This is a genomic window from Streptomyces sp. M2CJ-2 (assembly GCF_016757295.1).
Classification (GTDB): domain Bacteria; phylum Actinomycetota; class Actinomycetes; order Streptomycetales; family Streptomycetaceae; genus Streptomyces.
Map to the genome: position 1 here is coordinate 55,880 of NZ_JAESIF010000022.1, position 12,746 is coordinate 68,625.

Genomic DNA, 12,746 nt, shown 5'->3' on the forward strand with positions numbered 1-12,746 from the left:
GTGGGACACGGCCGTGCCCGGTACCCCTGGGGTACCGGGCACGGCGCTGTGGAAACCGTGGGCCCGAGAGCTAGGCGCGGCCCGCGGTCTTCTGCGTCTTGCGGGTGATCGCGTCGATGACGACGGTCGCCAGCAGCACGCCACCGGTGATCATGTACTGCACCGGCGAGGCGATGCCCTCGAGGGCGAGGCCGTACTGGATGGAGACGATCACCAGGACACCGAGGAGCGCGTTCCAGGTGCGGCCACGGCCGCCGAAGAGGGACGTACCGCCGATCACGGCCGCGGCGATGACGTTCATCAGGAACTCACCGGTGCCCGCGCCCTGGTTGGCGGAGGCGATCTTCGAGGCGACGAAGAGGCCGCCGATCGCGGCGAAGGTGCCGGCGATCGCGAAGACCGAGATCCGGACCATCTCCACGTTGATACCGGCACGGCGGGACGCCTCGACGCTGCCGCCGAGCGCGAAGACCTTGCGGCCGTAGGCGGTGCGGCGGAGCAGGAAGTCGGTGAACACCAGCACCGCGAGGAAGATCACCACGGCGAGCGGCAGGCCCTTGTGCTGGTTGTAGACGATCGCCACGGCGAAGGAGACGACGGCCAGCAGCACCGTGCGCACGACGATGTCGTTCAGCGGGCGCGAGGGGATACCGGCGGCCTCGCGGCGGCGGTTGCCCAGGAACGCGGTGAGGAAGTACCCGACGACGGCCACGAGGGCGAGGCCGTAGGCGGCCGCGACATCGGTGAAGTAGTAGCTGGTGAACTTGCCGACGATGCCTTCGCTGTCCAGGTTGATGGTGCCGTTGCTGCCGAGTATCTGCAGCATGAAGCCCTGCCAGAACAGCAGACCGGCCAGCGTCACGGCGAAGGCGGGGACGCCGATGCGGGCGAAGACGAAGCCGTGGATGGCGCCGGCCGCCGTGCCGGTGAGGATGGCCAGCACCAGGGCCAGCCACTCGTTCATCCCGTGGGTGACGCTCAGCACCGCGAAGGCTGCGCCCGCGACACCGCTGACCGAGCCGACCGACAGATCGATCTCGCCGAGCAGCAGGACGAAGACGATACCGACGGCGATCATGCCCGTGCCGACCATGGCGACGGACATGTCGGAGAAGTTGCCGGCGGTGAGGAAGTTGGAGTTCAGGCCGGTGAAGATGGCCCAGATGATCACCAGGCCGATGATGACGGGAACGGACCCGAGGTCACCGGCCTTCATCTTCCGCTTGAACTCGCCGATGTAGCCGGCGAAGCCCTGTTCGCGGACCAGCAGCCGGGGGTCGACGGCGGTGACCGCCGCGGCGGCCGCCTCGGTGTTCTCGACCGTGTCGGCGGTGGGCGTCGAGGTCTTTTCGGTGCTCACTTGCTGACCTCCCCATTGGTGCGCGCCGCACGGCGGGTCACGGCGTTCTCCGTGGCTCCGGTGATGGCGGAGATGATCTCTTCCTGAGAGGTCGACTTGACCTCGAAGGTGCCGTTGTTGCGCCCGAGGCGCAGCACGGCGACCTTGTCCGCGACGGCCTTGACGTCGGCCATGTTGTGGCTGATGAGGATGACCGCGTGGCCCCGCTCGCGCAGCCGCTCGACCAGGTCGAGGACCTGCGCGGTCTGCTCGACGCCGAGGGCCGCGGTGGGCTCGTCGAGGATCACCAGCTTGGGCTCACCGAGCATGGACCGGGCGATGGCCACGACCTGGCGCTGACCGCCGGAGAGCGAGGCGATCGGGATCCGGACGCTGGGGATGCGGATCGACAGGGTGTCGAGGAGCTCGCGGGAGCGGCGCTCCATCTCCACCTCGTCCAGGACGCCGCGCTTGCGGATCTCCCGGCCCAGGTAGAGGTTGCCGACGACGTCGATGTTGTCGCACAGCGCGAGGTCCTGGTAGACCGTCGCGATGCCCAGGTTCTGGGCGTCGTGCGGCTTGTTGATCTGGACGGCCTTGCCGTCCCACTCGATGACGCCCTCATCGATGGGGTGCACGCCGGCAATCGTCTTGACCAGCGTGGACTTACCGGCGCCGTTGTCGCCGACCAGGGCGACCACCTCACCGGCGCGGACCTCAAGCTCTACGTCGGTGAGCGCCTGGACGGCACCGAAACGCTTGGAGACCCCGCGCAACGCCAGCACGGGCGTAGCGGACACGTGAACCATCTCCTTCGCCGCCTGACCCGGCGGGAGGTTGTGCAGAAAGAAGTTTGGGGGGTGTTCCGACCGGCGCCCCGCGTAGCTTGCGGGGCTGGTGTGTGCGGGGCGCCGGCGGAGTTCGCGGCAGTCCGGTCCCGTACGGGAGTCCGGGGCGGACTCCCGTACGTCTCATGGGACTTCGGGACTGCTTACTTCAGACCGAGCTTGTCGCAGGCGGCCTTGTACTTGCCCGTGCAGATCTCCTCGACGGTGTAGACGCCGTCCTTGATCACGGTGTCGTTGATGTTCTCCTGGGTCAGCGACACGACCGGGACGAGCACGGAGGGCACGCCCTGGGTGGTGGGGCTGTCGACCGTGTCCTTGGCGACGGAGTCCAGCGACTTGCCCTGGGCGAGCGCGACGGCCATCTCGGCGGCGGCCTCGGCCTCCGGGGCGTACGGCTTGTAGACGCTCATGAACTGCTCACCGGTCACGATGCGCTGCACGCCCGCGAGTTCGGCGTCCTGGCCGGTGACCGGGACCTTGATGCCGGCGGCCTTCAGGGCGGTGATGATGCCGCCCGCCATGCCGTCGTTGGCGGAGTAGACGCCGACGATCTTGTCCTTGCCGAGGGCGGAGATGGCGCCCTCCATGTTGGCGTTGGCGTTCTCCGGCTTCCACTCCTTGGTGTCGTACTCGCGGCCGACCTTGACCTTGCCGTCGAGGGCGGCGTGCGCGCCCTCCTTGAACTGGGCGGCGTTCGGGTCGGTGGAGGAGCCGTTCATCATGACGATCTGGCCGTCCTTGGCCTTGTCGCCCAGCGCCTCGAGCAGGGCCTCGCCCTGCGTCTTGCCGACGGTCACGTTGTCGAACGAGGTGTAGGCGTCGATCGGCCCCTCGGCCAGGCGGTCGTAGGCCACGACCGGGATGCCGGCCTCCTTGGCCTTCTTCACCGAGCCGGCGATGGCCTTGGCGTCCACCGCGTCCAGGATCAGCACGTCGACCTTGTTGGTCACCATCGTGTCGACCTGCTGGTTCTGCAGGCTGGCGTCCTGCTTGGCGTTGGCGTAGACGACCTCGGCCTTGTTGTTCGTGAGCTCCTTGACCTTCTTCTCGATCAAGGGCTTGTCGAACTTCTCGTACCGCGCGGTCTGGTTCTCCGGCAGGAGCAGACCGACCTTGATGTCGTCGCCCTTCTTGGCGGCGGAGTCGCTCTTGTCGCTCTTGTCGCCGGACTCGGCGGCGCTGCCGCAAGCGGCGAGAGAGACGGCCATCGCACCGGCGGCGATGGCGACGGCGGCACGACGCATACGCGTGTTCACTTCAGAAACCTCCCTGACGAGGCCGCGACGGTGCGGCCGAGGTGGCTGGAAGTCAACTCGGCCGCACGTGCGACGTCAAGAAGTAAATCCTTAACGAGATGGCAACGGTGCCAATCGTTCTCTAAGTGAAGGCAGGAGAGGCCGCGGTGAGGGTCCCGGTGGCCGTGCCGTCCAACAGGGTGGAATCGCCCATTTCACCCAACGCGAGGGCGAGCGCGCCGAGTACCTCCGCACGGCCCCCAAGTGCCCCGGGGAGAACGGAGAGTTGACGCGCCGCGCTGGGAATCGCGTAGCGGCCGACGGATTCCCTTATCGGTGCGAGCACCAGCTCACCGGCCTCGGCGAGGTCGCCGCCCAGCACGACCCTGCTCGGGTTCAACAGGTTGCAGAGGTTGGCGACTCCACTGCCGATGTGACGGCCGACGTCGGCGATCACCCTACGACAGCCGGGATCCCCCTCGCGCGCCAACCGTACGACGCCCTCCATCGTCAAGTCCGTGCCGTGGCTGGGCTGGAGCAGCGGAAGCACGTAGCGGGCCGCCGCGAACGTCTCCAGGCAGCCGCGGTTGCCGCACCGGCAGACCGGGCCCGACTCGTCGAGCGTGATGTGTCCGATCTCCCCCGCCGTGCCGCCGGGGCCGCGGTAGATCCTCCCGTTGATCACCAGTCCGGCGCCGACACCGCTGGCGACCTTGATGTACGCGAGGTCGCGCACGCCCCGGCCGCTGCCCCAGACCATCTCGCCGAGGGCGCCGAGGTTCGCGTCGTTGTCCACGTGCACGGGCACGCCGAGCCGCCCCCGCAGCTCCTCGGCGGGCTTGGTGCCGGTCCAGCCGGGCAGGATCGCGGTCGAGCCCAGGGTGCCGGACTCCACGTCGATCGGGCCGGGCACGCCGAGGCCGATCCCGGCGACCTTCGTGCGGTCCACCCCGGTCGCCTCGATCAGCCGGTTGACCAGCTGCTCCGCCCGGTCGAAGCCCTGCGTCGAGGAGGCGTCCACGTCCAGCGGCTCGGACTCCTCGGCCAGCACCTGGTGGGCGAGGTTCCCGATGGCCACCCGCAGGTGGGCGTGCCCGAAGTCCACCCCTATGACGATCCCGGCGTCCCCGCTGAGCGAGACGCTGCGGGCCCGGCGGCCGCCCGCCGAAGTGGGCGTGACCTCGACCGTCCCGCCTTCCTTCAGTTCCCGGACGATATTGGACACCGTCGCCGCGGACAGGCCCGTCGTCCGCGCGATCTCGGCCTGGGTGAGGGAGCCGGCCAGCCGTACCGCTCGAACGACCCGTTCCAGATTGGCTCGGTGCAGCGACGACTGCGACCCCGGAGTCTCCACGACGACCTCCTGCGCGCGGGGCCGCTTCGATGGGGGGCCCCATTCCGTGTCCAACTAGTGAACTCTAAGATGAGCTGTTCCGGTTGCCTCCCGTCAAGAGGTTGAACCGTTTCCGAGTACTTGTACACGTCGGCACCCGCCGCTCCCAGGGGCGGGTACGGCGGGTGCGTGAGCAAATTCAGAGGGTGACTTCAGAGGATCCCCGGGGGCGCTCCACGAGGCGGCCGCGGGGCTGCCCCGGGAGGGCCCGGGACAGCCCGGGACGTCATTTCAGGGCGCCCGCGGTGAGGCCCTGCACCACCTGGCGCTGGAAGACGATGTACGCGGCGAGCACCGGGAGCATCGCCATCACGAGGCCGGCGAAGAGGCCGGACCAGTCCCCCTTGTAGCCCTGGCTGACGGCCAGCTGCACCAGGCCCTGGGTGAGGACGTGCTTGTCCTCGTCGGTGTTGAGCACGGTGGGCAGCATGTACTGGTTCCACTGCCCCAGGAAGTTGAAGATGCCCACGCTGATCAGGCCCGGCCTGGCCATCGGGAGCATGATCTGGAAGAACGTCCTGGTGTGCGAGGCACCGTCCACGAACGCGGCCTCCGCCACGGTGCTGGGCAGGGTCCGGAAGAACGCGGTCAGGAAGAACACCGTGAACGGCAGCGAGTACGCGATGTAGACCAGGATCAGCCCGTGGATCGTGTTCAGCAGGCCCATGTTGTTGACGACGTAGAACAACGGGACCAGGGCGAGCATGATCGGGAAGCTCATGCCGCCGACGAACAGGTAGTAGATGAACCGGTTGCCCGGGAACTCGAAGCGGGCCAGCACATAGGCGGCCATCGAACCGAGCACCAGCGTGCCGATGAGTGAACCGCCCACCACCAGGACGGTGTTGAGGAAGTACTCGCTCATGTGGGCCTGGGTCCAGGCCCTCGACCAGTTCTCGAAGTGAAGCTTGTCCGGCAGCGACCAGGGCGAGCCGAAGATGGCGGCGTCGTCCTTGAAGGACGTCATCACCGCCCACACCAGCGGCAGGGCCACCATGACCGCCCAGATCACGAGGATGCCGTGGGAGAAGACGTTGAGGACGCCGCCCGTCTTCTCCTCCCTGGGGGGCGCGCCGCCGGCGCTGTCGGTCTTGGTGACGGTGACACCGGACTCGGCCGGTACCGGGGCGGGGGTCTCGGTCGTCTTCATCTGATCAGTACTCCAGCCGCTCGCGCCGCCCCAGCTTCATCACGACGGCGGCGAAGGCCAGCGTGACGACGAGCAGGGCGACACCGATGGTGGTGGCGTAGGCGGCCTGACCGTCACGGAACGCCTTCTGGTACACGTACAGGACCATGACGGTGGTCGAGTAGTCGGGGCCGCCGGGCCCGGTCGTCATGATGTGCACGACCGCGAACGATTCGGCGCCCAGAGCGAGGATGCCCATGTAGACCCAGCCGGACTGCACGGTGTCCCACAGCAGCGGCAGGGTGATGCGGAAGAAGGTGGTGATCCGGTTGGCGCCGTCGAGCAGCGCCGCCTCGTAGAGGTCCATCGGGATGGAGGCCATACCGGCGGAGAAGAGGACCACGAAGAAGCCGACCGTGGACCAGACGATCACCGCCATGACGGCCCACAGGGCGAGATCCGGGTCGCCCAGCCAGAGCGGCTGGACGTCGTCGAGCCCGACCGCCCGCAGGAACGAGTTGATCGCACCGCTGTCCGGGTTGTACGCGAAAGCGAACAGCAGGGCGACGATCGCGATCGACAGGACCTGCGGGAAGAAGTAGACGATCTTGTAGAACGCGGAGCCGCGGACCCCGGAGATCACCGGTCCGCCGCGGCGCCGCCGGCCGCCCACGTTGATCATGAAGGAGAGGAACAGCGCCAGACCGATCGTCACCACCGGTACCAGCAGGGCGAACAGCAGACTGTGCTGCAGCGACTTCCAGAAGATGTCGTCGTCCAGCATGCGTGCGTAGTTGTCGAGCCCCACCATCGTGAAATCGGGGCTCAGACCGGTCCAGTCCGTGAACGAGTAGTAGATCGACTGGATGAACGGCCAGACGACGAAGAGCGCGTACAGCCCCAGGGGGGCCGCCAGGAACCCCACGATGAACCGGTACTTGCCGTGCTGCATTGCTGGTGACCCCGTTCTGCGCGCGGGCGCCGCCGGGGCCGGCCCGGCACGAGGGTGCCGGACGGGCCCTGGCGGCGGATTCTCACTGGTGCTTGTAGTGCTTGATCGACGAGTCCTTGGCCGCCTCGTCGGCGAAGCCCTGGATCTTCTTGATGGTCTCGGCCGGGGTCGCGCGGCCGGCCATCATCTCGCCGATCCCGGAGACGCCGATCTTCTCCTTCTGGAGCTGCACGTACCAGTCCTGGATACGCGGGTTCACCACGTTCTCGCCGGCCTTGTCGAGCGCGGCGACACCGGCCTTCAGGCCGGGGGTGAGTTCGATGCCGTCGGTGCCGCCGTTGTACGCGGTCAGAGACTTCACCTTGCTGGTGAAGTTCTTCGAGGACGCCTCGCTGAGCATGATGCGCAGCTGCTCCATGCCGCCGGCGCCGTTCTTCGCCTTGGCGGGGACGACGAAGGGTTCGCCGCCGGAGGCCCAGATGGTGCCGAAGGGCAGCTTGTCGGAGGAGTCGAGACCGGTGGGCGCGGAGACGGCCAGGTCGAAGTCGGCGGGGATGACCTTCGCCGACTCGTTCTCCACCCAGGAGCCGTTCGGGATGAACAGCGCCTTGCCCTGGGCCCAGGCGGTCTGGGACTGGACGTGGTCCAGGCCCGGGGTGCCCTTGAGGACGTAGCCCTTCTGCTGGAGCTCGTAGTAGGCCTCGAAGCACGCCTTGACGGCGGGGTGCTTCCAGGCGTTCGGCTCCAGGTTGTCGATGGCGTCGAGCACCTCGCGCCCGCCGACCTTGCCGATCATCGGGTAGAGCGAGAAGGGGAGGTAGTACGGGTACTTGCCCGCGTACGTCCAGCCCGCCATGCCCTTCTTCTTGGCCTTCGCGCAGACCGCGAGCATCTGGTCCCAGGTCTCGGGATACTGCTCGTCGAGCGAGGCCAGGGCCTTCTGCGAGTACCAGACGCCGTAGACGGTGTAGGCGTAGTAGAGGATCCAGACCTGCTCGCCGTCGAACTGGCCCATCTCCACGATGCCGGGGCGCAGCGTGTCCCGGACCTTCTTGGCCGGGTCGTCGTAGGAGGGGGCGTCCAGCAGCTCGGTGAGGTCGGCGAGCTGCTTCTTGCCGACCAGGACGCCCATGTCCATCTGTTCGGCACCGGAGTTGTCGATGAGGTCGGGCGGGTTGCCCTGGTTGAACCGCGGCTGCAGAGTGGACTGGATCTTCTGGGTGGCGGAGAACTTGACCGCCGCCCCGGAGAACGCCTTCTCGTAGACCTTGACCGCGTCCTCGGCGTACTCCTTGCCGAAGCCGCCGTCGAACAGGACGAATTCCATCTGCGCGGTGTCATTGACGCCGAGCGGGTTCTGCTCGGTCTTCTTGCCCGCCTTGGCCTTGTCCTGGTCCTCCCCGCCGCCGCTGGCGCACGCGGACAGGAAACCCATCGCGGGTACGGAGACCAGGCCGAGCGCCGCGGACCGCTTGATCAGGTCGCGGCGGCCGACTCCGGTGGTGCTGTGGCCGAGAATGCCGTGGGTACGCGTGCCGTGGTCACGGGTGCCGTCGTTCTCGGCGGAAGTGGATCCCATGCTCAAGTCCTCGCCTTCTCCAGGACTCAGGCGGTGAACCGGATCCTTCCCGGCACCGCGTTCGGGTCAAGCTGGGTCGTGCAGGAAGTGCGGCCGGTGCCGGCGGCACCGGTGGTACGGGACGTCTGCTGTTCGAGGTGCTGTGAGGATGCCCCGGAGTGCCGACAGGTATAGTCCACTTCCCTCCGACGGAGCAAGATCGAACGCAAGGTTCACCACCGGTCTTTTCCGAGTTGAGACCTGGCGGAAAAACGATCGGTCGTCGCGTTTCGCAGCGGAAGAATCCCTGCCCCCGGACGCGAACGCCGCAGCCAACACCCTTGACACCACTCGCCACTTGGCCCACTACTGGTGCTTGCGCAGCAATTTTGACAACGTTGTCCAGCACAGGGAGGGTGCTCGCGCATGCAGCACGGAGTTCGGCACAGAGTTCGACTCAGATGGGGTCCGGCGGTCGTCGCGGCGACCGCCTTCGCCGTGGCAGCGGCCTCACCGGGCGTCGCGGTCGCCCTGCCCGGGGCCCCCGCCAAGGCCGACCGGGAGTTCGCTTCGTCGTTCGAGCCGGGGGAGCCCGCCCCCGACTGGCTGAACACGGTCGACACCGCACCGGGCGGCGAGAAGCGCGCCTCGGGCGTCGACGGCGGCTACAGCAGCGGCATTCCGGGCAATGTCACCGACCATGTCACGGACGTGCGCGCCAGCTCGGAGAACACGGGCGCCGGGGAGGTGAAGGAGAACCTCGCCGACGGCGAGCCCGGCAGCAAGTGGCTGGCCTTCACGTCCACCGGCTGGGCCGAGTTCGACCTGGACGCCCCGGCCGAGGTGGTCCGGTACGCGCTCACCTCGGCCAACGACCACGCCGAACGCGACCCGCGGGACTGGACCCTGAAGGGGTCGGCCGACGGCGAGAACTGGAAGACCCTCGACACCCGTTCGGGCGAGAAGTTCACCGAGCGGTTCCAGACCAAGGTCTACGACCTCGACGCGTCGGCCGTCGCCGCGTACCGGCACTTCCGGCTGGAGATCACGAAGAACGGCGGGGCGGACGCGCTCCAGCTCGCCGACGTCCAGTTCTCCACCGGCGACACCGAAGAGCCCGTCCCGCAGGACATGCTCTCGCTGGTCGACCGCGGCCCGAGCGGCTCCCCGACGGCGAAGTCGGGCGCCGGATTCACCGGAAAGCGCGCACTGCGCTACGCCGGACGGCACACCGCCGACGGGCGGGCGTACTCGTACAACAAGGTCTTCGACGTCGATGTGGCGGTCGGCCGGAACACCCGACTGGCCTACCGCGTCTTCCCGTCCATGGCGGACGGCGACCTCGACTACGACGCCACCCACGTCTCCGTGGACCTGGTCTTCACCGACGGCTCCCGGCTGAGCGACCTGCGCGCCACCGACCAGCACGGCTTCCCGCTGACCCCGCGCGGACAGGGCGCCTCGAAGGTCCTGTACGTCAACCAGTGGAACAACGTGACCTCCCGGATCGGCTCGGTCGCGGCCGGCAGGACCGTCGACCGGATCCTGGTGGCGTACGACTCCCCCAAGGGCCCCGCCAAGTTCCGCGGCTGGCTGGACGACATCTCGCTGACGACGGTGAAACCCGAACGGACCGAGGTCCACCTGTCCGACTACGCGGTGACGACCCGGGGCACCAACTCCAGCAGCGGCTTCTCCCGCGGCAACAACTTCCCGGCGACGGCCGTGCCGCACGGCTTCAACTTCTGGACCCCGGTGACCAACGCCGGCTCGCTGAGCTGGCTGTACGACTACGCGCGCGGCAACAACGCGGACAACCTGCCGACGATCCAGGCGTTCAGCGCGAGCCATGAGCCGAGCCCCTGGATGGGCGACCGGCAGACCTTCCAGGTGCTGCCCTCCGCCGCCTCCGGCACCCCGGACCTCGGCCGGGAGGAACGCGAGCTGGCCTTCCGGCACGAGAACGAGACCGCGCGGCCGTACTACTACGGGGTGCGGTTCGAGAACGGCCAGAAGGCCGAGATCGCGCCGGCCGACCACGCGGCGGTCATGCGCTTCACCTATCCCGGCGACGACGCGAGCGTCCTGTTCGACAACGTCACCGACCAGGCCGGCCTGACCCTCGACAAGGAGAACGGCACCTTCACCGGCTACTCGGACGTCAAGTCCGGGCTGTCCACGGGCGCCACCCGGCTGTTCGTGTACGGCGAGTTCGACAAGGAGGTCACCGGCGGCGGCGCGAGCGGCGTCAAGGGCCATCTGCGGTTCGACGCGGGCAAGGACCGTACGGTCACCCTGCGCCTGGCCACCTCCCTGATCAGCGTCGACCAGGCGAAGGACAACCTGCGCCAGGAGGTCCCCGAGGGCCGGTCCTTCGAGGCGGTCAAGAAGAGCGCCCAGCGGCAGTGGGACCGGATCCTCGGCAAGGTCGAGGTCGAGGGCGCCACCCCGGACCAGCTGACCACGCTCTACTCCAGCCTGTACCGGCTGTACCTGTACCCGAACTCCGGCTTCGAGAAGGTCGACGGCACCTACAAGTACGCCTCGCCGTTCTCGAAGATGCCCGGGCCCGACACCCCGACGCACACCGGCGCGAAGATCGTCGAGGGCAAGGTGTACGTCAACAACGGCTTCTGGGACACCTACCGGACCACCTGGCCCGCCTACTCCTTCCTGACCCCCGCCAAGGCGGGTGAGCTGGTCGACGGGTTCGTGCAGCACTACAAGGACGGCGGCTGGACCTCGCGCTGGTCCTCCCCCGGCTACGCCGACCTGATGACCGGCACCTCCTCGGACGTGGCGTTCGCGGACGCCTACGTCAAGGGCGTCGGCTTCGACGCGGAAGCGGCGTACGACGCGGCGGTGAAGAACGCCACCGTGGTGCCCCCGTCGTCCGGTGTGGGCCGCAAGGGCATGGCGACCTCGCCGTTCCTCGGCTACACCGGCACCGAGACGCACGAGGGCCTGTCGTGGGCGCTGGAGGGCTACCTCAACGACTACGGCATCGCGAAGATGGGCGAGGCCCTGTACGAGAAGACCGGCGACAAGCGCTACCGGGAGGAGTCCGCGTACTTCCTGGACCGCGCCCGGGACTACGTCAACCTCTTCGACCCCGAGGCCGGCTTCTTCCAGGGCCGCGATCTCGAGGGCGGCTGGCGCGTGGAGTCCTCGAAGTACGACCCGCGCGTGTGGGGTCACGACTACACCGAGACCAACGGCTGGGGCTACGCCTTCACCGCGCCCCAGGACAGCCGCGGCCTGGCCAACCTCTACGGCGGGCGGGACGGCCTCGCGGACAAGCTCGACGAGTACCTGGCCACCCCGGAGACCGCCTCCCCGGAGTTCAAGGGCTCCTACGGCGGAGTCATCCACGAGATGACCGAGGCGCGGGACGTCCGGATGGGCATGTACGGGCACTCCAACCAGGTCGCCCACCACGCCCTGTACATGTACGACGCGGCCGGACAGCCCTGGAAGACCCAGAAGAACGTCCGTGAGGTGCTCTCCCGGCTCTACACCGGCAGCGAGATCGGGCAGGGGTACCACGGCGACGAGGACAACGGCGAGCAGTCCGCCTGGTACCTGTTCTCCTCGCTCGGCTTCTACCCGCTGGTGATGGGCAGCGGCGAGTACGCCATCGGCTCCCCGCTGTTCACGAAGGCGACCGTGCACCTGGAGAACGGCCGCGAACTGGTCGTCAAGGCGCCGAAGAACAGCGCGAAGAACGTCTACGTGCAGGGTCTGAAGGTCAACGGCAAGCGCTGGAACTCCACTTCGCTCCCCCACTCGCTGATCGCGAAGGGCGGCGTCCTGGAGTTCGACATGGGCCCGCGGCCGTCGTCGTGGGGCACCGGCAAGGGCGCGGCGCCGGTGTCGATCACCCAGGACGACAAGGTGCCCACGCCCCGCAAGGACGTGCTGAAGGGCGAGGGAGCCCTGTTCGACGACACGTCGGCGACCGGCGCCACGGTCTCCACGGTCGACCTGCCCGTGACCGGGGAGCCGAAGGCGGTGCAGTACACGCTGACGTCCTCGGACGCCGCCGAGGCGCCCACGGGCTGGGTGCTGCAGGGGTCTTCGGACGGCCGGACGTGGAAGGACCTGGACGAGCGGGCGGGCGAGTCCTTCCGCTGGGACCGGCAGACGCGGGCCTTCTCGGTCGACGAGCCGAAGGCCTACGGCCACTACCGACTGGTCCTCACCGGTGAGTCGGCGCTGACGGAGGTGGAACTCCTGAGCTGATCCGGGCTCGGCCGAGCCGACCGCGCGGGAAGCGGGTCCGGGCCGTGGTG

General features: G+C 68.3%; 8 protein-coding genes. 1 reads left to right on the forward strand and 7 read right to left on the reverse strand.

Annotated elements, in window-relative coordinates:
- Window positions 1-70: 70 nt before the first annotated feature.
- The 7 genes from JL475_RS18695 to ngcE all read right to left on the reverse strand — a co-directional run bounded on the left by JL475_RS18695 (window position 71) and on the right by ngcE (window position 8,475).
- Window positions 71-1,360, reverse strand: coding sequence for a sugar ABC transporter permease (locus JL475_RS18695; RefSeq protein WP_202278874.1), 1,290 nt, complete (start codon window positions 1,358-1,360; stop codon window positions 71-73).
- Window positions 1,357-2,148: an ATP-binding cassette domain-containing protein gene (locus JL475_RS18700; RefSeq protein WP_181383847.1), complete on the reverse strand. Its 792-nt coding sequence runs from the start codon at window positions 2,146-2,148 to the stop codon at window positions 1,357-1,359. Before JL475_RS18700 ends, JL475_RS18695 begins: the two co-directional genes overlap by 4 nt.
- 182 nt (window positions 2,149-2,330) lie before the next feature.
- The gene (locus tag JL475_RS18705) at window positions 2,331-3,431 is read right to left on the reverse strand and encodes a substrate-binding domain-containing protein (RefSeq protein WP_202278909.1); all 1,101 of its coding nucleotides are present in this window, start codon (window positions 3,429-3,431) and stop codon (window positions 2,331-2,333) included.
- Between the two features lie 133 nt (window positions 3,432-3,564).
- Complete coding sequence (locus JL475_RS18710) at window positions 3,565-4,776, reverse strand: ROK family transcriptional regulator (RefSeq protein ID WP_202278875.1); 1,212 nt, start codon at window positions 4,774-4,776, stop codon at window positions 3,565-3,567.
- Between the two features lie 265 nt (window positions 4,777-5,041).
- A complete protein-coding gene (locus JL475_RS18715) occupies window positions 5,042-5,965 on the reverse strand; it encodes a carbohydrate ABC transporter permease (RefSeq protein WP_202278876.1) in 924 nt (307 codons plus the stop codon).
- Window positions 5,966-5,969: 4 nt separating this feature from the next.
- Window positions 5,970-6,896 carry a carbohydrate ABC transporter permease gene (locus tag JL475_RS18720; RefSeq protein ID WP_202278877.1) on the reverse strand — a complete coding sequence of 309 codons (927 nt, stop codon included), beginning with the start codon at window positions 6,894-6,896 and terminating at the stop codon, window positions 5,970-5,972.
- Window positions 6,897-6,978: 82 nt separating this feature from the next.
- The gene (gene ngcE / locus JL475_RS18725) at window positions 6,979-8,475 is read right to left on the reverse strand and encodes an N-acetylglucosamine/diacetylchitobiose ABC transporter substrate-binding protein (RefSeq protein ID WP_237407559.1); all 1,497 of its coding nucleotides are present in this window, start codon (window positions 8,473-8,475) and stop codon (window positions 6,979-6,981) included.
- A gap of 405 nt (window positions 8,476-8,880) precedes the next feature.
- Here ngcE and JL475_RS18730 point away from each other — a divergent pair, with 405 nt between their 5' ends.
- On the forward strand, window positions 8,881-12,696 hold the full coding sequence (locus JL475_RS18730; RefSeq protein ID WP_202278878.1) for a GH92 family glycosyl hydrolase: 3,816 nt from the start codon (window positions 8,881-8,883) through the stop codon (window positions 12,694-12,696).
- Window positions 12,697-12,746 lie beyond the last annotated feature (50 nt).